This is a genomic window from Rhodopirellula europaea 6C (assembly GCF_000338295.1).
Classification (GTDB): Bacteria; Planctomycetota; Planctomycetia; order Pirellulales; family Pirellulaceae; genus Rhodopirellula; species Rhodopirellula europaea.
This window is the reverse complement of record NZ_ANMO01000246.1, coordinates 93,045-113,301: the sequence shown is the minus strand read 5'-3', so window position 1 is coordinate 113,301 and position 20,257 is coordinate 93,045. Positions and strand designations below refer to the sequence as shown.

19 protein-coding genes are annotated in these 20,257 nt (G+C 56.8%); 13 read left to right on the top strand and 6 right to left on the bottom strand.

The window, feature by feature from the left end; genetic code table 11:
* Nucleotides 1-84: 84 nt before the first annotated feature.
* The gene (locus RE6C_RS26230) at nt 85-1,530 is read right to left on the bottom strand and encodes a Gfo/Idh/MocA family oxidoreductase (RefSeq protein ID WP_008661532.1); all 1,446 of its coding nucleotides are present in this window, start codon (nt 1,528-1,530) and stop codon (nt 85-87) included.
* Between the two features lie 574 nt (nt 1,531-2,104).
* Between RE6C_RS26230 and RE6C_RS26220 the strand changes: the two genes are divergently transcribed.
* From RE6C_RS26220 to RE6C_RS26195, 6 genes are all read left to right on the top strand, one after another.
* Entirely contained in the window at nt 2,105-2,437 is a 333-nt protein-coding gene (locus tag RE6C_RS26220) for a HesB/IscA family protein (protein ID WP_008661527.1), read from the top strand.
* A gap of 123 nt (nt 2,438-2,560) precedes the next feature.
* Nucleotides 2,561-2,998, top strand: coding sequence for a transcription antitermination factor NusB (gene nusB, locus RE6C_RS26215; protein WP_007326965.1), 438 nt, complete (start codon nt 2,561-2,563; stop codon nt 2,996-2,998).
* Nucleotides 2,995-3,618, top strand: a complete 624-nt coding sequence (ruvA, locus tag RE6C_RS26210) for a Holliday junction branch migration protein RuvA (protein WP_008661524.1) — start codon at nt 2,995-2,997, stop codon at nt 3,616-3,618. Before nusB ends, ruvA begins: the two co-directional genes overlap by 4 nt.
* A 334-nt stretch (nt 3,619-3,952) precedes the next feature.
* Nucleotides 3,953-4,558 (top strand): thioredoxin family protein, encoded by a 606-nt coding sequence (locus RE6C_RS26205; RefSeq protein ID WP_008661522.1) that lies wholly within the window; start codon nt 3,953-3,955, stop codon nt 4,556-4,558.
* An 8-nt stretch (nt 4,559-4,566) separates the two neighbouring features.
* A complete protein-coding gene (locus RE6C_RS26200) occupies nt 4,567-5,550 on the top strand; it encodes a dihydrodipicolinate synthase family protein (RefSeq protein WP_008661520.1) in 984 nt (327 codons plus the stop codon).
* A 109-nt stretch (nt 5,551-5,659) separates the two neighbouring features.
* On the top strand, nt 5,660-6,721 hold the full coding sequence (locus RE6C_RS26195; RefSeq protein WP_008661517.1) for a GNAT family N-acetyltransferase: 1,062 nt from the start codon (nt 5,660-5,662) through the stop codon (nt 6,719-6,721).
* 57 nt (nt 6,722-6,778) lie between these two features.
* Here the strand turns inward: RE6C_RS26195 and RE6C_RS26190 are convergent, their stop codons facing one another.
* Together RE6C_RS26190 and RE6C_RS26185 are read right to left on the bottom strand one after the other, a co-directional pair.
* Nucleotides 6,779-7,735, bottom strand: a complete 957-nt coding sequence (locus RE6C_RS26190; protein ID WP_008661516.1) for a DUF1559 family PulG-like putative transporter — start codon at nt 7,733-7,735, stop codon at nt 6,779-6,781.
* A gap of 51 nt (nt 7,736-7,786) precedes the next feature.
* Nucleotides 7,787-8,623, bottom strand: a complete 837-nt coding sequence (locus RE6C_RS26185; RefSeq protein ID WP_008661514.1) for a tetratricopeptide repeat protein — start codon at nt 8,621-8,623, stop codon at nt 7,787-7,789.
* An 89-nt stretch (nt 8,624-8,712) separates the two neighbouring features.
* Here RE6C_RS26185 and RE6C_RS26180 point away from each other — a divergent pair, with 89 nt between their 5' ends.
* Complete coding sequence (locus tag RE6C_RS26180) at nt 8,713-9,726, top strand: AEC family transporter (protein ID WP_008661512.1); 1,014 nt, start codon at nt 8,713-8,715, stop codon at nt 9,724-9,726.
* 14 nt (nt 9,727-9,740) lie between these two features.
* Here RE6C_RS26180 and lptE read toward each other — a convergent pair whose 3' ends face one another.
* From lptE to recO, 3 genes are all read right to left on the bottom strand, one after another.
* On the bottom strand, nt 9,741-10,292 hold the full coding sequence (gene lptE, locus RE6C_RS26175) for an LPS assembly lipoprotein LptE (protein ID WP_008661511.1): 552 nt from the start codon (nt 10,290-10,292) through the stop codon (nt 9,741-9,743).
* Complete coding sequence (locus RE6C_RS26170) at nt 10,289-11,446, bottom strand: tetratricopeptide repeat protein (protein WP_008661509.1); 1,158 nt, start codon at nt 11,444-11,446, stop codon at nt 10,289-10,291. The genes lptE and RE6C_RS26170 overlap by 4 nt, the downstream gene beginning before the upstream one ends.
* A gap of 116 nt (nt 11,447-11,562) precedes the next feature.
* Nucleotides 11,563-12,393 carry a DNA repair protein RecO gene (gene recO, locus RE6C_RS26165; protein WP_008661508.1) on the bottom strand — a complete coding sequence of 277 codons (831 nt, stop codon included), beginning with the start codon at nt 12,391-12,393 and terminating at the stop codon, nt 11,563-11,565.
* Between the two features lie 641 nt (nt 12,394-13,034).
* On the opposite strand from recO, the gene tpx reads away from it, so the two are divergent.
* From tpx to RE6C_RS26135, 6 genes are all read left to right on the top strand, one after another.
* A complete protein-coding gene (gene tpx / locus RE6C_RS26160; RefSeq protein ID WP_008661507.1) occupies nt 13,035-13,553 on the top strand; it encodes a thiol peroxidase in 519 nt (172 codons plus the stop codon).
* A 152-nt stretch (nt 13,554-13,705) separates the two neighbouring features.
* Nucleotides 13,706-14,707 carry a phosphatidate cytidylyltransferase gene (locus RE6C_RS26155; RefSeq protein ID WP_008661505.1) on the top strand — a complete coding sequence of 334 codons (1,002 nt, stop codon included), beginning with the start codon at nt 13,706-13,708 and terminating at the stop codon, nt 14,705-14,707.
* Between the two features lie 106 nt (nt 14,708-14,813).
* Nucleotides 14,814-15,962, top strand: coding sequence for a PhoH family protein (locus RE6C_RS26150; RefSeq protein WP_008661503.1), 1,149 nt, complete (start codon nt 14,814-14,816; stop codon nt 15,960-15,962).
* Complete coding sequence (locus RE6C_RS26145; RefSeq protein WP_008661502.1) at nt 15,959-18,343, top strand: HD family phosphohydrolase; 2,385 nt, start codon at nt 15,959-15,961, stop codon at nt 18,341-18,343. Before RE6C_RS26150 ends, RE6C_RS26145 begins: the two co-directional genes overlap by 4 nt.
* Nucleotides 18,343-18,924, top strand: a complete 582-nt coding sequence (ybeY, locus tag RE6C_RS26140; RefSeq protein ID WP_008661501.1) for an rRNA maturation RNase YbeY — start codon at nt 18,343-18,345, stop codon at nt 18,922-18,924. The genes RE6C_RS26145 and ybeY overlap by 1 nt, the downstream gene beginning before the upstream one ends.
* The gene (locus RE6C_RS26135; RefSeq protein WP_007330942.1) at nt 18,921-20,213 is read left to right on the top strand and encodes a hemolysin family protein; all 1,293 of its coding nucleotides are present in this window, start codon (nt 18,921-18,923) and stop codon (nt 20,211-20,213) included. The genes ybeY and RE6C_RS26135 overlap by 4 nt, the downstream gene beginning before the upstream one ends.
* Nucleotides 20,214-20,257 lie beyond the last annotated feature (44 nt).

Genomic DNA, 20,257 nt, shown 5'->3' with positions numbered 1-20,257 from the left:
TCGGTGGTCCCCCACCGAGACGAGTGCGATTTCACGGTGGGTACCACCGTGCCACAGGTTGTTCGAATTAAGTCTAAGTCGATGTCAGGCTTCGTAGAGATAGCCTTCGCGTGGTTCGAAGCTTAGGAACGAATTGGCTTCGTTGGAGCCAGCGAACTGGTGCTTCTCGTTGTCCCAGGTCAATGTTTGACCGGGGTAGCGAGTTGCGATGCAGCCGAGAAGTGCTGACTGCGTCATCGTTCCGGCGATCTGCAAATCGCTGGTCAATGAATCCGACTTGCCTTCTCGGGCAGCTTGAATCCAACCTTCGTAGTGCGACTTCGAGGTCTCTTTGTTTTCCGCGGAAAGTTGTTCCACGCGTTTGCGTCCGGCTTGGCGTGCTTCGGCGAGTTCGTTGTCGTCTTCGCTGGCAACGGCGACGATTTGTGGCATTTGGTCTGGTTCGCCAGCAAGCGTCGAACCGACCAACGTCATCTTCTTACCAACGATCATGCATCCGCTTCCACCAGCCGAGTAGCCAGGTTCGCCAACACTTTCATCGGCGATGATGGTCGGCGTCTCGGGTTGTTTGCCGCCGTCGTACCAAGTCAGCTTCAACCCATCGGGGCATACATCAGTCCCGTCAAATTCCATTTCGATTTGAGACCAAACCGGATAGGCGATCGACGTGGCGGTTTCGCAGTCCGCTGTGATTCGGCGAGGCAGTTGCAAACCCATGGTCGTGAAAGCTGGATCGAGCAGGTGGCAACCCATGTCACCAAGTGCACCGGTGCCGAAGTCCCACCATCCTCGCCAAGCAACGGGCAGGTAGCCTTTGCAGAACGGGCGGTCCGCGACGGGGCCGAGCCACAGGTCCCAGTCGAGGGAGATCGGAGCGGTTGTCGATGTTGGTACCGACGTCATGCCTTGTGGCCACTCGGGGCGATCCGTCCAGCAGTGCACGGATTCGATTTCGCCAATCTCACCCCGCTCGATGAAATCCTGGAAGGCTCGCATGTGCAGGCTGGAGTGACCCTGGTTGCCCATTTGAATCGCCAATCCGGATTGTTCTGCCGCCGCTTTCAAACGTTTGACTTCGTCAAAGGTGCGAGCCATCGGGCACTGCATGTAAACATGTTTGCCGTGATGGATCGCGGCCAAGCCGACTGTGGCGTGGGTGTGGTCGGGCGTGCTGATGACGACCGCGTCAAATTCCTTGTCAAATTCATCCAGCATGACTCGGTAGTCGGTGAACCGTTCGACATCGGGATGCTGGCAGAATGTTTTGCCCGCCCGTTGGACGTCGACATCACACAGGGCGACGGGGGTTCCTCCGGCGTGGATCATCCGGCGGACGTCGCGAGCTCCCTGGCCGCCGACGCCAATCTGAGCGAATCGAAATTGGTCGCTCGGTGGCGTTTTTCCAGGACCACCCAACACGTGCGGTGAGACCACCATCACGGATGCTGCGGCGAGCGATGAGCGTTTCAAAAAAGAGCGGCGCGTGGCCGCTGCGCCGCGACCAGTGCGGCTGGCGAGAGAATCGGACATAGAGATCACCTGACGGTGCGATAGAAGAGAAAAGGACACGCGAAAAGACTCGCTGTGATCGATCTCAGCGAATCTCCGCCTGCCGTGGAGCATTTTACCGGGCGAGCAGGTTGCGGGCCAAAATTTCAATTCTTGACGGGCAGATTTCACCCGGCCGAAACGTTTGCCAACGATTCCCGGGATGTGCGGCAATGTCAAAAATGGCGGGAAACACTGTGGTGAATGCTAGCAACCCGGTGCTGGGTGGTTGCATTCCGAGTCGGTACTTTCGGAAGCAAAATGAACCGGACACTCCTTCGCTGCGAAAAGAGGTTGTTGATTTGGCCGGGCTGCGGGTACAATCGTCAATCACTAAGTAGTGGGCCGATTGGTGCAAAAACTGCCAAGTTGACTGGTTTTGGCATTGGCAAGCCGTTTGCATTGTTGAAACGATTTGCATGGCTGCGGGCGGTGAACGAACATGGTCATTGACTGGTATGTCAATGGAACAGGTTCGAACAACTCGTTCTGTGCAGTTCCGACTCGGACCTAACTTCAAACAACTGTCCATCCATTCACGAGGATCATCCGAACGATGGCAATCAAATTGACTGAGCGCGCGGCCGAAGAAGTCATGCGTTTTCGCAAGGAACACAACTTCGACGATTCGATGCTATTGCGGATTGGTGTCGCCGGCGGTGGCTGCAGCGGATTCAACTACACGCTGAACTTCGACGACAGCTTCGACATGAAGGCTGATTCGAAGTACGACTGCCACGGTGTCAGCGTCGTGGTCGACAAGAAGAGCTCGTTGTACCTCGACGGCACTGAAGTCGATTGGTACGACAGCCTCGAAAAACAGGGCTTCACGTTCAACAACCCGAACGCGGTCAAAAGCTGCGGTTGCGGAAGCTCGTTCCAAACGTAATCGAACTCGCTCGATTACTCAGACGAATCATCAAAAGCCGGCTCGCTTGATCGAAGCGTGCCGGCTTTTTGTCATGGCCAATTTTTGTTGTGGCCTAGTTGACACTTCTGAGGTGCCTGCGGGATGATCGCTCGCATGTCCACACGTCGACGCGCCCGCGAAATAGTCCTGCAGCTTCTCTACGAAGCCGATCTGAATGATTGGCGTGATGCAGCCACGTCACGCAAATTCATCCGCTCCCGTTTGCAAGGTCGAAAGGTCCTCACGGATTTTGCGGCTGAGCTCTTGGATGGCACGATGGCGCGTCGAGATGACATCGACGCGAAGCTCACCAAGCTTTCCACCAACTGGGCCCTGCACCGCATGCCGGTGACGGATCGCAACGTGTTGCGATTGGGTGCCTACGAGATTCTTTACAGTGGAACGCCCGGCCAAGTTGCGATTTCCGAGGCGTTGACCTTGGCGAAACGCTACGGCGGCGAAAACAGCCCACGGTTCATCAACGGTGTTTTGGATCGGTTGTTCAAGTATCACTCCAATCCTGAATCTGTCTCCTCATGATCGTTTCGATTGCTGGCAAACTGGTCCAAGTGGGCGAGATCAGTGTCATCATCCAGGCGGCCCCGTTTGACTATGAAGTCTACGTGGGCGATTACACTCGCCGGCAGTTGCAAAACCAAATCGGCAACGAAGTTCGGCTGCACACGCTGGACTACATCGAGGGCAACGCACAAGGCGGACGCCTCACACCGCGATTGATCGGGTTCTCGACGCTTCCCGAGCGACAGTTCTTCGACCTGTTCTGCAGCGTCGACGGTGTTGGCGTGAAGAAGGCTCTCCGGGCGATGGTTCGACCGGTGAAAGAGTTGGCCGTTTTGATCGAAGAGCAAGACGCGAAAACGTTGTCGGCGCTTCCTGGTATCGGGCCAGCTACCAGTGAAAAAGTCATCGCGAAACTGCGTCGCAAGATGCCTCGGTTCGCGTTGATGGTGGCTGGCGAAGAAGTTGCCGATTCAATGGAAGTCGAATCGCCGATTGTTTCAGACACCTACGACGCATTGGTCACGCTGGGGCACTCGGAGTCGGATGCTCGCAAGTTGATCGACGAAACGTTGGCGACGGGCAAGAAATTCAAAGACACCGAGTCGCTGCTCACCGCGATCTATCAGCGGTCCAAGTAGGCGCCGAGAACGGCGTGAGTCGTTCATCGACATACGCCGCGGATCCAAGTGTCGATCGGAGTCGCCGGATCTTCGACGGGCGGTCATCGGTGGTCGTTTGTCTATCCGTTTGCGGGTGGATTCATCGCTTGAGGGTGGGGCCGTTTCCCATGGAGGGGCGACGATCGAGCGTTTTCTAGACTGTCGTCATAAAAACTACGCAAATTGCCCGATCGCTACTTTTTGACTCTTGTGGGGCCATTTTCAGACGCATAGGTTTCGACCGTTCTAGGTCCTCATGGCTTCCGTCTTTTCGCTGTGAGGGTTGTGTCTTTGCCTTACGAGGGGAAATCTCATGGCTCAGTCAGTGGTTGCGGGAAGCAACCTGTTTCGTGGAACCGGCGATGATCGCCAATCGGTTCTGCCTTGCAACGGTCGATGCAATTCTTTTCTTTTTCAGTCCAGCTTTGGATGGCGGGCAGCGGCGTTGGCCGCATTCATCGGGCTCTTCAGCTCCACCGCAGATGCCGAGGTTCCAATCATCGGCAAGGTGGTCTCGAGTTTGTCGGCGGCGAAGGCAACTCGATCGAGTGCCACCGAACTCGTTTCGGCCGACACGCCAATGTGGCACAACGATTTCGAATCCGGATGGGCGGCCGCTCGGCGTTCCGGACGACCGATGCTGATCTTCATCACCTCGGAAGATTGCCGGTTCTGCGACGCGATGAAACAAAACACGTTGTGCGACGCGAGCATTCGGTCTCGACTCGCCAATGGTTTTGTGCCGATCATTCTGCGACCCGATACCAATCCGAATATTCTGGCTCGGATTCCGGTGACCACTTATCCGACGACATTGTTGGCCGTTCCGCGCGGCAAAGTGATCGCTCACCGAGTAGGCTATCAGCCTCCTGACCGACTCCATGAACTGTTGGGGTTGGCTCCTTCCTCTCCGAACTGACACTCAGCATGAATCGACGCATCTCCGGCATTTTGACTCCCAACATCACGCCGGTGGATGACCGGGGACGCGTTGATGAAGACAAGCTGCGTGGGTACGTCGATTGGTTGATCGACCATGGCGTGGATGGTTTGTATCCCAACGGCAGCACGGGTGAGTTCGTTCGCTTCACGGCGGAGGAACGCCGCCGAATCGTTCGGATCGTTGTCGACCAAGCCGCCGGCCGGGTTCCCGTGCTGGCGGGCGCGGCGGAGGCGAACGTCGAAGAAACGATCGAAGCCTGCAATGCCTATGGTGACATGGGGGTTCGAGCGGTCGCGATCGTCGCACCGTTTTACTATCCGATCAGCAGCGAAGGCGTTCACGCCTATTACGCCCACATCGCTCGCGACGTGCGCGTCGACGTGACTCTGTACAACATTCCGATGTTTGCGTCGCCAATCGAAGTCGATGTGGTGATCCGATTGGCGGAAGAGTATCCGCGAATCATTGGGCTGAAGGACAGCTCCGGTGATCTGCCGAACTTGATGCGAATGATGGCCGCGATCCGGCCGATGCGAGATGATTTCTCGTTCCTGACCGGGTGGGATGCGGCGCTGGCTCCGATGCTGATCGCGGGAGCGGATGGTGGAACGAACGCGACGAGCGGCGTTTTGCCTGAGCTGACTCGAGCGATCCATCGGGCTTGTGCCGATGGTGATCACAAATTGGCGATGGAGCTACAGTACATGTTGCTGCCGCTGTTCGACGCCATGATCGGCCTTGGGGAATTCCCGGAAGGATTCCGTGCGGGCGCGCGAGCCCGTGGCTGGGACCTTGGTCGAGGCCGCGTTCCGTTGTCGGATAAGCAAAAAGCGTTGATCTTGACCGCGGAACGAGAGATCGATGCGATGGTTCGCTCCACACAAGCCAAGATGACTGGTTCGTCAGAGTTGCCTTTGGAAGCGATTCAGGTGATCGCTCGCCGGGTGATGGAACAACTCGAAAAGTAGTGCCCGCAATCGGGCGCGATGAGGCTGGTGTGTGGGACACATGAAAGCGATTTCGCGGTAGGATGAACCGCCGACCTATTTCGTTTTCATTGCACCGTGTTTTACCCTCATGGCGAACATCCGTCCGTTTCGCAACTCTGATCTTCCCGGCCTGTTTGACGTTTGGATGCGTCACTGGGAGACCGCCGGTCAGATCCCGCCGGTCAGCGTTTCGATCCTGGAACGAGCTGTTCTTTCGCGGACGTTTTTTGATCCGGCCAGTCTCTTGGTTGCCGAAGCGGATGGTGAAGTGGTGGCGTGGTGCCATCAATTTTCCGATGATTGGCAATCGCCGTCGCCTGAGTTGTTGGAAAGCGATTCACCCGCAGCCATCGCGGAAGTACCCGAAGTGGATGCGGTGCCGACTTCGTTGGTCGCCGCAATTTGCTTTGCCGGTGAAGCCGGGTTGTCGATGTGCGATTCGTTGTTGATCGAAACCATGCAACGTGCCGCGGACGCGGGGGTAAAACGAATCTGTGTCGGACCCGTTCGCGATGCTCGGAATGGTTATGGCGGATTGCCGCCGATCGGTCATGGATTGGGAGTTCCCGTGACGGACGCACGTGTGGCGTCGTTGTTGTCCCGGCATGGATTCCGTGTTGCACGGAGTCTGCAGCGTTTGATTGTGAACACATCGACTTATCGCCCGCCGGTCAATCGTGAGTTTTTGCAGTTACGTCGCTCGACGCGGATTGATCGTTTGCCGATGTTGCCACTGAACCATCGCACGGCGGTCGCGATGAGTCACTTCGACATGGAACGCAATGTTTTGGTCGATCACCAAACCAACGAGCAACTTGCCGCGATCGATCTTTGGGTGGGTGATCCGGAGGGCCAAGTCATGGACGGGGCTCGATCGATTCTGTCGCTGCGTTTGATGCATCCGGTTGAGCTGAATGGTTTTCCCGCACCGCAGCCCAAGAAGGGGTTTGTGACATCGATGGCCGAACGCGAATTGTCGACGCATGAGCAGTTTTTGGTTTCGTCAATCGTGCAGTCACTCGCGAATCGCCAGATCTTCACGGTCGAAACGACGATTGATTCCAACGCGGTGAAGCTGAAGGGGCAGTTTGCAACGCTGAAGTTCGCCGAAGACGAGCAAGGTCGTCAGTGGGAAAAAGACCTCGGTTAAGGTTTGGCGGTCGACAAGCGGTTGGCTTGCAGAGCGATTGAGCTGGCTTGTTTGCGTTCACTCGGAGATCACTGCATCGGAAGCGAGTACCAGTTGGTCGTTGCGATTGACCATCGATTGAAACAGCTTTTGGTCGATCGTTTCCGAGATAAACGTTACCGCTCCATCGCCCTTGATAACGCTGGCTCCACCAAAATGTCGGCTTCCTAAACCGCCCACGAAACTCGGGTTCTCCAGTTGATCCGATTGCGGGATTGCGTTGATCGCATGCCCGGCGTTGCGAAGCGTTGCCCGCGTGCCGCTGCACCATCCAAGTTCTCCGGCGAAGGAAAGCTTTTCGCCAAACAAGATCGTCGAGGACATTCCGTCAGGGACTTCTTCTGGGCGAACCCAACCGTTGAGGAACATCAGTCCGTTGTTGGATGCGCTGATTGGGCTGGCCGCGGAATGATGCAGTCCAGCATAGCTCGCGTTTGTCGGCACCGAATCATCCGATGGGCAACGAAAAACCGGGATCATCGTTTCGCGAATCAGGCGATTGGATTCGGAGTAGATGCTGGATGTCGTGTCGATCGATTGGGACAGGCCGACTTGGTCAACGTACGGGAGCGATGCCAATGCCCAGTTGTGGTGATAGCCTTCGGGCTCACTGACAATGGCAAGATCGACCGGCGAAGCATCGGCGTCGGGTTCGGCTGGTGAGGGGACCTCGGGCCAAAACCGGAAGGTCGCGTTGTACGATGCGGTTCCCGATGGCAGGTGGGCGTGATCGGTCGAGTAGGCCTGCATCGCTAGACCCAGGCGGATCAAATTCTGGTCGCAATTGCTGCGTCGTGTCAGCTCGCGCATGTTACGAACAAACGGAACAGACAGAGCCAACAGGATGACGAGGATGAACACCACCACGATGACTTCCACCAAAGACACACCCGTGTGTCGCGGCCGTTTGAAGTGACCTTTGGCGTGAGGTGTTTTGCGAGATGGAAGATATCGGCGAGCGGAGGATGCATTCATGCTCTGATTTTATCGAGCGAACGCGTCTCCGCGAAGAACGCTGAATCGAGATCAGGCCGCTTCTGAATAGCCAGAATTTGGCCGCTCGTTATCGAGGTCGTTTTCCTCGCCGGATGAGAACGATCGCAGTGCCGTGTCGATCGAGAGCGTCGCCGGTTCGGATTCTTCGGCGTCGTCCGTGTTCGCTTCGGCGTTGTCGGAATCTTCGGCGATAGCGGTGGGGTTTGGTTCAGTGGTTTCGGTTTCTGGTTCTTCGGCTGAGGCGGCGGGCGATGGGCTGGCGTTGGTTTCTTCAGCGTTCTCAGGCGGTTCGTGTTCAGATTCGGCGTCGTTCTGCAATTCGCCTCGGGAATCGAGGTCGCGTTCTAGTCGGGCTCGCTCGCTTTCCCATTCCAGGTTCCAAGCGGCGGCGGCTTCTAATTTTGGAATTTCAGTCAGCAAGGCATCAGCGGCGTTCAGTCGCCCGGTGTGTCTCAGCACGGCGGCCAGAAGCAGCAATGCGGGCGGATCACGCGGTTCGATTGACAATCCTGCTGTCAACGCCTCTTCTGCCAACGCGTAGTTGCCCGTTAAATAGGCGAGCTGAGCCTCGGCGAAGCGGTCTGGTTGATCGCTGACTTGTCGTGGCGCCAGCAGCAATGGCAATTCGCGGAACGAACGAACCGTCAGCACGACCCAGGCGGCGACGGCGATCCAGCAGGCCAGCGCGACCAGTGCCCCGGACAACCAGCCGGGATAGATGAATTTGGCGATCAGCAATGCGTTGACGACCGCGGCAAACGCGACGGCGGTGGGCAGGGCTGACAATCGTCCGCGCCACCACAATTCCGACATACCCGGCCACAGGCACGTCCAATAATGTTTCGCTTGGATCGACACGGTTTCCATCGCATCACAGATACGAAACCCGGCACCGGCGTGGCAAGTCGAAACGCGAAAACGGTGGCTCTCGACGGCCGATGCGAGGGAGCTCGGGCATGTTGATGGACCCGGAAGCTTTCGCTGTCATTATCAGCAGCGTGCTGGGCGTTTTTCTCGTCATGGGCGTCGGTGCGTTGTGCCGGATCCAGCATTGGCTGACGCACCAGGCCGACGTTTCGCTGGCCAAGCTGACCGCGAAAGTGCTGCTGCCTTGTTTGTTTCTGGATCGGATTCTGGGTGATTCGACATTGGATTCCCTCGCGTCCGCGTGGCTACCGCCGGTGCTCGGGTTCACAATCACCACGTTTGGTTTTCTGGCCGCTTGGTATGCCGCGAAAACGATTGGGCCGTTCGTGGGTTTGAAAACGGATGCCCAGCAACGTGCGTTCGCTCTTTGTGCCGGTATCTGCAATTACGGGTACATCCCATTGCCGTTGGCACAGATCACTTATCCGAACGCGGAAGTCGAGATGATTCTGCACAACGTCGGCGTCGACATTTCGCTTTGGAGCGTCGGTGTGGCGATCGTCACCGGCAGCAATGGGAAGAAGCGGCCGAAGGAACAGCAGAGTGCTTGGCGTCGAAACTGGGAGCGAGTCAGCCCGGTTGCCACCAGTGCACCCTTGATTGCGGTGATCGTCGCTCTGTCGATTCGAGCAACGGGAGCGGAAACGTTGATTCCGACTTCGGTGATGCGATCGGTCGGGTTGTTGGCGTCCAGTTCGATCCCACTTGGGTTGTTGCTCAGCGGTGCGATTCTGGTCGATTTCTTGCGAGCAGCGGACTGGACCGGTTCCGCACCCGTGATCGGGTTGGCGGTTGGTTTCCGCCAGCTGTTCATGCCGATCGTGATGCTCGGGATCGCATCGGTGACGGTCACCGCGACGGATTTGAAGCAGGTGCTTTTGTTGGAAGCCGCGATGCCATCGGCGGTGTTCCCAATTGTTTTGACAAGGCTCTATGAGGGCGACACGGCGACGGCTCTACGGGTTGTCCTGTCGACCTCGTTGCTCGGGATCGTGTTGATCCCGGTGTGGATGGCCATCGGAGCGTGGTGGTTGGCGGTTTGATCCGCAAGCTCGCTTTACCAGCGAGCTTCCATCTGGCTGACAATGCGGTCCGCCAAGTCCTCGAGGGCCTTTTGAGTTGCGGTGTCGATCGACTGGCCGGCTTCGGGGACGAAGCGTTCGTCTTGGCTGAACAAAATTGTTAGGTCATCAGTCGGCACGATCGAGTTCTTCATCAGCAGTCGACCGTGTCGGTCTGACCAGGAGGCTCGGACCTGGACCGCCGCATCAAGGGCTCGCACGTAATCGGCGTCGTTCTCGGTGAGCACACGTTTGGTTTCGTCGATGACTTCGCAACGCAGCACGGTGTCAGCAAGCGGATCAGCAGTGACCTTGTACGGTGTTCGCAGTTCGATTTCTTTGGTGAGTGCCTCGGTCAGGCGAACGCCCAGGTCTTCGCAGAACGTTGCGTTGCGAATGATGGGTACGTGTACCGTGCGGATGTTCTGCGGGAACAACGATGCGCTGCCGAGTTGATATGGCGCGCATCCGACCAGGCATCCCGCGAAAATGATCGCGAAGAGACTGAGCAAGGCGGTCGTGTTTCCGCGTCGCGGTCGAGGACTCATCGGTAAATCGACTCGCTGCGTTCGCCTGTCGGTGAGTTGAACTTGGTTTCCAAAGGCGTCGTGCGCCGGCTGTCTGGGAAGATTCGTTTCAACAGAGTTGCCGAGACGCGTTCAGCGGGCACATCCGGATAGCTCGTGATGGCTTCCAATCGTTCGCGTGCACGTTCAGCAAACGGGGTGCTGGGGTAGTCACGCAGAATCTTTTGGTAGTGCAACCGAGCGGCTCGGTATTCGGCTCGTTTCTCGCGATAGATCGCTCGGTCGTTCAGCTTTTCAGCTCGGCGGAAGGCGACTTCGGCGGCCGCTCGGGCGACCATTTCGGATGTCTCAGGATCTTGCAAGCGATCGGGAAAACGTTCGCGAGTTTGGCGGACGAGTTTGTCGGCTTCTTCCAGCATCAAGCCGCTGTATTTGGGGCCGGCGAAAACTTCGAGTTTGCAGCGGATGCCCATCAGGTGAGCGTTGAAGAAGTGATCGCTCTCGGGAAACGTTTCGCGGAGGTCGGTGAGAAATTCATCGGCGGTTTCAAAATCGCCTTGTCGCATGTACTCCACCGCAGCGGCCATGGTCGCATCGTCGGCCAGCCGGCCCGTCGGGTTGTCGTAGCGAATTTGGTCCAGCACGCGAACGGCGTGGCCTTCGGCGTCCAGTCGTGGTCGGCTGGCATCGAAGACATTGAACTTGAACCAGTCGTCTTGGGTCGCGACTTCTGCGTCGATCCAGTACTGGGAGATCGCAAAGGCGCGAGCCGCAGCTTGGTCGACATGGCGATTGTTCGGGAATTCTTTGTTCAGGCGTTCGTAGGCGTCGGCTGCGTCGGGCAATTGATCGGAGAAAAACAGGCTTTCCGCTTGCATGAACATCGCGTCTTGAGCGAGCGCGGTGCCGGGTTGTGCGTCGGCGGCTCGAGCAAACAATTTCGCGGCGCGAGCAAAGTCTTTCTTTTCTGAACCCTCGGCCTCGCCATCACGTTCGGTTTGGTTGAATCGAGACGCGGCGGCGCGAAATAGCTGGTCGGCTTCTTGATACAAATCGCGGGCTCGTTCCGCATTGGGTTGCTCACGCATGGTGAGGAACCGCATGGCACGGTCGGTGGTGTCTTTGGTGGAATCCCAAAATCCCGATTGGGCATACAGGGAATCAGTCACCAGCACTGGGCAGGCAATGATAGCAGCAGCAAGTAAAAGCGAACGGCAAGACGTCACGAGCAACTTCCTTCGGTCAAGTTCGAAATGACTCGTTGGGGATACTCTACCTGGACTTCACAACGCTAGAGCGAATCGAGCTTGTCAGGCAGGAAGGGTTGCATTCGGGGCTTCTGGCCGACCAGCGATTCCAGGGTGCGATTGAGCAGTCCCCGAAGGTCTCGGTAGATCGCAGGAGTCATCGTGGGAAACAGACGTCCGATCGGGAATGAGGTTGGCGGCGGTTGGCTGGAATTGTCCGCGTTCTCGTCCGTGACGGAGGGCTGCATTTCGGGGGCGCTAGCGAGTTCACGCAGCGCGTCCAGAGCATCCCAGCTGGCCGTCATCAAGTGACTTTGCGATGGCCGGCAGTTTTCACACACGACACCGCCACCGACCAACGAAAACGAAGCTCGCCGGCGGCTCCGTTCAGCATCGCGTCCGCATACGGTGCAGCGCCGCGTCGCGGGTGCATGTCCCAGCAACCGCAGGCATTGTGCATCAAACGCTAGCAATGTTTTTGCGACATCGCCTTCGCCATCGATCATCCCCATTGCCGACAGCGTCATGTCGAACAATTCGCGGTGCGGGTCATCGTCGTCGACCAGCAGCCGAAGCATTTCCGCGATGTAGTAACCGGCATGCAGACGTTCCAAGGATCGTTGGGCGCCGCGAAAACGTCGGCGAAGTTTGGATTCGGTCAGTAAGTCCAGCGTATCGCCTGGTTTATCAATCAGCGTGATGGCGCAAACGGAAAGCAGATCGAGTGATCCCTCAAACGGTCCTTTGAGTCTGCGTGCACCCTTTGCCAGCGCCGAGATTCGGCCCAGATCCTTGGTCAGCAACGTCACAATCAGGCTGGTTTCGCTGAAGTCCACCGTTCGCAGGACAATCGCCGTGGTGGATTGATTGGTCATAGTGGCAACGGAGAGGGATCCAACCCAGATTTGAGCGTCGATTCAGCGACTCATCGCGAAGAGAATTCGCGAGTGAGTTGATTGCCGCGCTGGACCGAAATTGCGGTCAGAGAAAGCGTTGCGACATTGTAGAAGCGAGTTGCGCCCGGAGGGAGTGCGAGGAACCTTGAAATACGCAGCCGTTACATGCAAATCCCATTACTCCTGCGCACCCCGTCCGGACGCAAATCACCGCAACGAACTTGTCGCCACGACCAGTGTGTTCCATTCGAACACACGATGCAAACACCATAGTTGGTTGGGGCATCGTGGTGGTTAGGCGTATCCCACCACCACTTTGCGTAGTCTAGCTCGTTGTGGGTTTAGGGAAACCTGCGTCTAGCCGAATTGTCCCATTTGCGCATTCCTGAGAGCACTTTGCAACCTGAATCCATGTGCATTGCATCAGATACTGCTCCAAATTCACAAAGAATTCAGCTAATCTTTTTGGCCGTTAATGGACACGGTCGCTGGAAGCATCAAATTGACGGCAGAGTGGAGTGTTTCGAGCAGGAGCATCGCCCGGGGTTCACGACCGGATCGGCGATGCGCATACTGCCGACTTCCCGTCCGACCTGTTCTCTCAATCAAAGTGAATTTCGATGAGTCAAAGTGGTGTGATCACGTTCAAAGGCAATCCGATGACTCTCGCTGGCAGCGAATTGGCCATCGGTCAGGCAGCTCCGGATTTCAGCCTGCACTACGCCCACGAAGGTTTGAAAGAATTGAAGTTGGCTGATCTGAAGGGCAAACCTTCGATGATCAGCATCGTCCCCAGCTTGGACACGCCAACTTGCGCGACTCAAACCAAGAAGTTCAACGAGCAGTTGGGCGAATTGGGCGACAAGATCAATGCCGTGACGGTCAGCCGCGATTTGCCATTCGCTCAAGCGCGTTTCTGCGGTGCGGAAAACGTTCAAATGCGAACCGCCAGCGATTACCAAACGCACGCATTCGGTGAAGACTACGGAGTCGAAATCGAAGAGCTGAAGTTGCTGAGCCGCGCCGTCATCGTTTTGGATGCCGAAGGCAAAGTGGTTTACAAGCAAGTTGTGTCCGAAGTCACCGAAGAACCAAACTACGAAGGTGCCCTGCAGGCTCTTAAAGATTTGGTTGGCTGATTGAACCAACGCCCTGGCCGTTGGCGTATTGGGCGTTGATGTTTGAGTCGCAGTTGTTTGAGCCGCACGGTGATCGTTCGTTGGAATGACGCTCGCCGTTTGGGGCTCACACGGACAATTTTGAATCTGACTTTTCGCAAGGATCCCATTCATTGTTGATCGACCGGCTTCGCAGCGCAGCGGTGTTGATTGCGATCGCATTGGGATGCTTGTTCGTTGACGCGAAATTCAGCACACCTGGAACGGAAGGTTTGCTTCTCGTCCCGTTGTTGCTGTTCTTCGCGTTGGGAACGACCTGGGATGTCACATCATTGTTGATGTCGTCTGGTCGAGATGTTTGGCGAGCCGGGTGCATGATCGCCGTGGGTGCGATCAGTCTTGGTCCCGCGATTCCGGCCTTGGTCAACGCGGCGTCGCAGCTTAGCGGAGGTGCGATTGGTACCTACCCGAAGGATTGCCCCATCGGACAATTGGGGTGGGTAATCGCGATGGCAATCGCGTCCCTGTTTGCACTTCTGATTCGCGAAATGCGAACTTACGGAGCGGTTGTTCCTGAGCAGTTGGACGCATCGACGGCGAAGGTCGATGCGGTTGTTTTGCCGGCATCCAGCAGTATTGACCGAACCATGCGGGCGGCGTTTGTCTCATTGTACGTCGGGTTGCCAATGAGTCTGCTTTTCGCGATTCGCGGTTTGGGAAGCGATGTCAGCACGTCCTGGGGATTGGCTGCGTTGCTAACAATGATCGCGACGACGAAGTCGGCCGATGCGGGGGCGTACTTCGCTGGCAAAGCTCTCGGTCGTCACAAGCTGATTCCGCGACTGAGTCCAGGCAAGACCTGGGAGGGAGCGGTTGGTGGTGTCGTGATGTCAACTTTGGTGGCGATGGCCTGTTTGCGGTGGTTGTTCCCAGCGTTGGTTTCCGATGCGATTCCGTTGAGTTCGCTGCCTTCCATCGGTTGGGCGTTGATACTTGGTCCGGCCCTTGCCATCACCGGAATCGTTGGTGATTTGGCGGAATCGATGTTCAAACGAGACTGTGGGGCAAAAGATTCCGGAAATTGGCTTCCCGGTTTGGGGGGAGTCTGGGATGTGACGGATTCGTTGATTGCTGCGACTTTGCCGTCTTTTCTGTGTTTAGCGGCCGCGGCATGACGGCCCCTCGGCCTCCCGTGAATTCTGCTCAATCCAATGTCGCACGATGGTCGGACCACGTGTGGGACGGTTAGAATTAGTCACTCCTTATGAAACGCTCTGACGCATGTCGGTCCAATCTGCAATGAACGAAGCCACGCTGTCGACAGCGGGTCCCAATGAAGTCCTGACGTTGTTCGGTCCTCGCGATCAACACGTGCGCAAGCTGCGACGGCTGTTTGGCGTCGATATCACGCATCGAGCTGGGAAAATCCGCGTCGCCGGAGAAGAGACTGGCGTCGGTGCCGCGATGCGCACGCTGGAAAAATTGCGTTTGCTGTGCCGCAAAAAAGGCTCGCTCAGCATCGGCGACATCGAGACCGCTGCGGCGGAAGAAGGTGCCAAGATCGAAAACGGTCGACCACCAACGCCGAGCGGCGAGGCGATCAACTTGCAAAACGCGGGTCGCAAGATCGCGCCGCGAACTCCCGGGCAAGCTCGCTATGTCGAAGCCATCCGGCAAAACGATCTGACGATTGCAACGGGACCGGCCGGCTGTGGCAAGACTTATTTGGCCGTGGCCACCGCGGTCGAGGCTTTGCGAAACGAATCGATCAAGAAAATTGTGTTGGTTCGTCCCGCGGTCGAAGCCGGCGAAAGCCTCGGTTTTCTGCCAGGCGACCTGCGAGCGAAGCTGAACCCTTACTTGCGACCGCTGCTCGATGCGCTCGGCGAAATGGTTGACTACGACCAAGCTCGTGCATTGATGGAACAAGATGTCATCGAAATCGTTCCCTTGGCGTACATGCGAGGTCGGACGCTCAACGACGCGTTCATCATTTTGGACGAAGCTCAAAACACGACTGTTGCCCAAATGAAGATGTTCCTGACCCGGATGGGTGAACGGAGCAAGATGGTGGTCAGCGGTGACGCGACGCAGCTCGATTTGCCGCGTGGCGTTCGCAGTGGACTTCACGACGCGGTGTACCGACTGAGCAGCATCAAGGGAATCGCGCAGATCCGTTTGGGAGCCGCGGACATTGTGCGTCACCGTTTGGTGCAGCAGATCGTTGCAGCGTACGAAGCCGACTCGGAGAAAGCCGACTCGGACGGCTCTGCGACGGAACGATCAGACGAAGGTTTGACCGAAGTTCAATCAGGTGATTCAGAGACGCTTACAAAATCGCAGAAGCGACCCTCCGGCGATTCGGCGGCGTCGAGCTCGACATCCGAGCCGATCACGAACTCTGATTCGGAGACTCAACCGAGCGAATGAGCGGTGCGAGCAAAAGCGGGACGACCAAAGGCAAACAACGTGCGGGCAAAGAACGCATTGAGTCGCTAGGGATCCCGAAGTCCAAATGGGCGACTTGGTGGGACCGCAAAGACAAAGCTGAATGGTCGCTTCGCGTCGGAATGACATTGATCGCCGCGTGCACGATTTTGGTTCTGTGCTTCACGTGGAAACCAGCGTTCAGTTACCGAAGTGGTGCGATTCCCGCGCGAGATTTGATTTCGCGAGTGGACTTCCAGGTCGCCGATGCGATCGCCACCGGTGATTTGAAAGAACGTCGCCGCCGTGAAGTGATGACGCTGTATCGAAACTCGCCCCAGCGTTTGGAGCAGTTGCGAGCGGCATTGAAAAACCGCCTGTTCTTGGTCCTCGGTGCGGCCAACTACGAGCAACTTGGCAAAGAAGAACGATCCGCTCTGACGGAATTCTATGAGGGCAGCGAGACCGCGCCCGATGGCGAGTCACCCGCCGAAAGATTCGCGTTGCTCAAGCGAGTCTTCAGCAAAGACAAGGACCTGGCGACGTTGGAAGCCGCGGTCGATTCCGCGATGCTGAAGCTCTATAAAAACGGCATTCTGCAAGCCCCGCAGCACCCACCCGAAAAGGGTTCGCAGCGGATGATTCGTGTCTTCACCGGTGACCAAACTGATGAAGCCGTGCCGGTGGAACTGTCGAAAGTCATCATTGCCGAAGCTGGCAACCAATTGGTCAAAGAGCTTCGTGACCAGTTCCGTTCGCGATTTCCCGGCGACGAAGGTTTGATTGCGGCGGACATGATTGGTGACTGGTTGCGAACACGGTTGCCTGAATTCGAGACTTTGAAATACGACGACGAAGCCAGTCAAAAGGTTCGCGATCAAGCGGCCGCTGCCGTTGAAGACGTGATGATGACGTTCTACGCCGGCCAAACAAAATTGGCTGACGCGGGCCAGCCGTTGACCGGTCGCGAATTGGGGCTGCTTCGAAGTGAGTGGTCCAAGTTGGTCGAATCGATGCGCTGGGGCGACCGAGTCGCTCGTGTCGCGGCCTACGCTGGAATGATCGCCGCGCTGTATTTGCTATGCGGTTCGTACATCTGGTTTGTCGATGATCGATCGTTGCTGTTGGATCGCAACAAACTGGTCAAGCTGCTCGCATTGATGGTGGTCACCATTGTGTTGGCTTATCACGCATCACGAGATGCTTGGCGAGCCGAACTGGTGCCGCTCGTTTTGGCATCGATCACCGCCGCGGTCGTCTACGGTCGCGAACTCGCAATCTTGCTGCTGGCGTCAGTCTGTTTGTCCGTCATTCTTTTGTTGGGAGCTGACATTCCCAACTTAGTCGTCGTGACGGCGGCCTGCACCACATGCACCTTGTTGACCGGCCGCATTCGTTCGCGAACTCACTTGGTCACGGTTGGTTTGATCTCCGCCACAATCACCATGTTCACGGTTGTGGGCGTTGGAATCGTGACGGGACAAACGCTTTCGTCTGGTGCACCGGGCGGAAACTTGGAAGGAATGCTCAGCGGCGGTTCGCTCAATCACGTCGTCAACGGTTTGGTTGCCGAAGCCGGTTGGGCGGGCGTTTGCATTTTGTTCTCGTCCTTGGCGATGACCGGTTTGTTGCCTTTGGTCGAGAAAGCGTTCGGCGTGCAAACCGACCTCAGTTTGTTGGAACTCGGCGACGCATCGCACCCGTTATTGCGACGTTTGGCACAACGTGCACCGGGGACTTACAACCACTCGATCAATGTCGCGTCAATTGCAGAAGCCGCGGCGGATGCGATCGGTGCGAACGGTTTGCTGGTTCGCGTGGGAGCGTACTTCCACGACATCGGCAAAATGTTCAAACCGGAATACTTCATCGAAAACCAATCGGCGGGAATCAACCAGCACGACTCGTTGCAGCCCGCGATGAGCACATTGGTCATCATCGCTCATGTGAAAGACGGAGCCGATCTGGCTCGCAATCACCATTTGCCTGAGCCGATTATCGATTTCATCCTGCAACATCACGGCACGACGCTGGTCGAATACTTTTACCGCGAAGCCGCGAAACGCAGCGAAGAAGATCCCAATCGTGAAGCGGTCAGTGACAAAGACTTCCGCTATCCGGGACCAAAGCCGCAAACTCTCGAAGCCGCCGTGCTGATGCTCGCCGACACGGTCGAAAGTGCGTCGCGAACGTTGGTCGATCCGACGCCGGCTCGGATTCAAGGGTTGGTTGATGCGATCGCTCAAAAGAAGGTTGCCGACGGTCAGTTCGATGACTGTGGCATCACCTTCGCTCAGTTGCATCGTGTTCGACAAAGTTTGGTGAAGTCGCTGACGGCGATTTACCACGCACGCGTGAAGTATCCTGGACAGCAATCGGCGTGATGGAACAGTCTCCAACGAACTTGACCGCGGATGTCCTCATTGATGAGGAAGCGGAGCCCGACTTATCGATCTGGTTTGGTAGCCTTGAAACCGCTCGCACGGAACTTGCCCACGCGGCGATCGCTGCCGCATCGGTGGAAGGATGTGATCGTGGTTCCATCGGAGTCCGGATTTGCGATGATGCGACGATCCATCCCATCAATCGCGAGTTTCTGCAACATGATTATCCGACCGACGTGATCAGCTTCCCGTATGAGTTGGATCCTCCGATGGTCGAAGGCGAGCTCGTCGCCAGTTTTGAAACGGCGATCGAAAACGCCAGCGAACCCAGCAACCCGTTGTCGCCTCGCCAAGAGTTGTTGCTCTACGTTGTTCATGGAACGTTGCACATTGTCGGTCACGATGATCAGTCGCCCGCACCTCGTGCCGCGATGCGTCGAGCAGAAATTGCCGCGATGAAATTGTTGGGGATCGATTTGCCGCTGAGCAACGACGAGGACTCAGCATCCGAACCAGACGACTCGTTTGATGACGACGCGAGTGATTCCTCCGGTGGGATCATGAGTGGAGGTGTGTCATGAGCGAACTAGCGGATTTGAACGCAATGCCTCTCGCTGCGGTGGGCTTTGTTCTTGGCAGCATCGGCGGGCTCGGAAGCGAACTGCTGGATCGGTTCGCGGGGCGTTCGTTGGAGATCTATTGCCGCGTCAAGAAGAACCGAGACCGGTTTGGATCGGTTCTGGATCACCAAGACACGGTGATTCGAGCGGGTGCGTACTTGCACGTCATTGGCTCGGTGATGTTCGTGTTGTTTGGGACGATCGTTGTCGTCAACCGCGTCGATGTGGATCTGAACACGCTGCTCGCTTGGGGAATCGCGGCGGCCGGTTTAACGATGTTGACTCACACGTGGTTGCCCAATGCGGTGACGCGGTTTGCCTCGGCTCCGTTGCTTTATCACACGTGGCCGTTCTGGCGAACGATGTCATTCGTGATGCGTCCGCTGCATGCGCCTGGTGAGTTGCTTGAAATCATTTCACGCCGGTTGGCTGGTGTTGAAGAGACCGAGGATGAGGACGAAGAACAACTTGAAGACGAGATCCGAACCATCGTGGCGGCGGGAACGCGAGAAGGTTTCTTTGCCCCCGGGGTTCGCGAAATGATCCAAGGCGTGATGGAACTGCACGAGGACACGGTCGGTCACATCATGACACCGCGAGTCGACGTCAACGCGATTGCGGTCACCGCGACTTGGGAAGAAGCCATCGAGTCAATCATTGAGACCGGGCGGACTCGTTATCCGGTTTACGAAGACACCATCGACAACGTGGTTGGTGTTTTGTTCGTGAAAGACTTGCTGCCGTACTTGGCTGGTGAGGGTTTGCCGAACAAGCCGTTGCTCGACCTGTGCCGCCGGCCATGGTCGGTTCCAAAGGACCGCAGCGTGGACTTGTTGCTGCGAGAGTTTTTGCACAGCCGATCGCACATGGCGATCGTGCTCGACGAATTTCAACAAACCGCGGGTGTGGTCACGATCGAAGATGCTTTGGAAGAGATCGTCGGCGAGATCGTCGACGAATCAGACGAAGAAGAAGAATTCGAAATTCGCGTGATCGACGATGACACCATCGATGTCGACGGACGTGTCATGATCGACGATGTCAACGATTTGGTTCACTGGGATTTGCCCGAGAGCGATGACTACGAAACCGTTGCCGGTTGGGTGCTGCATCACACCGGAATGATTCCAACCGCCGGGCATTTACTCAACGTCGGTCATTGGGAAGTCGAAGTGTTGCACGCGACCAATCGAAAGATCGAAAACATGCGAATCCGTCGAACCAACGGTGAAAGCCAACGTGTCGGCTAGGTCGCGATCAGGCGGTCCAAGTAGCACCCCGTCATTTGAAATTC

What these genes read in the sequence shown, in the direction of transcription:
- RE6C_RS26230 (WP_008661532.1), bottom strand. Translation starts at nt 1,530, where the DNA reads ATGTCCGATTCTCTCGCCAGCCGCACTGGTCGCGGCGCAGCGGCCACG.
- RE6C_RS26220 (WP_008661527.1), top strand. Translation starts at nt 2,105, where the DNA reads ATGGCAATCAAATTGACTGAGCGCGCGGCCGAAGAAGTCATGCGTTTT.
- nusB (WP_007326965.1), top strand. Translation starts at nt 2,561, where the DNA reads ATGATCGCTCGCATGTCCACACGTCGACGCGCCCGCGAAATAGTCCTG.
- ruvA (WP_008661524.1), top strand. Translation starts at nt 2,995, where the DNA reads ATGATCGTTTCGATTGCTGGCAAACTGGTCCAAGTGGGCGAGATCAGT.
- RE6C_RS26205 (WP_008661522.1), top strand. Translation starts at nt 3,953, where the DNA reads ATGGCTCAGTCAGTGGTTGCGGGAAGCAACCTGTTTCGTGGAACCGGC.
- RE6C_RS26200 (WP_008661520.1), top strand. Translation starts at nt 4,567, where the DNA reads ATGAATCGACGCATCTCCGGCATTTTGACTCCCAACATCACGCCGGTG.
- RE6C_RS26195 (WP_008661517.1), top strand. Translation starts at nt 5,660, where the DNA reads ATGGCGAACATCCGTCCGTTTCGCAACTCTGATCTTCCCGGCCTGTTT.
- RE6C_RS26190 (WP_008661516.1), bottom strand. Translation starts at nt 7,735, where the DNA reads ATGAATGCATCCTCCGCTCGCCGATATCTTCCATCTCGCAAAACACCT.
- RE6C_RS26185 (WP_008661514.1), bottom strand. Translation starts at nt 8,623, where the DNA reads ATGGAAACCGTGTCGATCCAAGCGAAACATTATTGGACGTGCCTGTGG.
- RE6C_RS26180 (WP_008661512.1), top strand. Translation starts at nt 8,713, where the DNA reads ATGTTGATGGACCCGGAAGCTTTCGCTGTCATTATCAGCAGCGTGCTG.
- lptE (WP_008661511.1), bottom strand. Translation starts at nt 10,292, where the DNA reads ATGAGTCCTCGACCGCGACGCGGAAACACGACCGCCTTGCTCAGTCTC.
- recO (WP_008661508.1), bottom strand. Translation starts at nt 12,393, where the DNA reads ATGACCAATCAATCCACCACGGCGATTGTCCTGCGAACGGTGGACTTC.
- tpx (WP_008661507.1), top strand. Translation starts at nt 13,035, where the DNA reads ATGAGTCAAAGTGGTGTGATCACGTTCAAAGGCAATCCGATGACTCTC.
- RE6C_RS26150 (WP_008661503.1), top strand. Translation starts at nt 14,814, where the DNA reads ATGTCGGTCCAATCTGCAATGAACGAAGCCACGCTGTCGACAGCGGGT.
- RE6C_RS26145 (WP_008661502.1), top strand. Translation starts at nt 15,959, where the DNA reads ATGAGCGGTGCGAGCAAAAGCGGGACGACCAAAGGCAAACAACGTGCG.
- ybeY (WP_008661501.1), top strand. Translation starts at nt 18,343, where the DNA reads ATGGAACAGTCTCCAACGAACTTGACCGCGGATGTCCTCATTGATGAG.
- RE6C_RS26135 (WP_007330942.1), top strand. Translation starts at nt 18,921, where the DNA reads ATGAGCGAACTAGCGGATTTGAACGCAATGCCTCTCGCTGCGGTGGGC.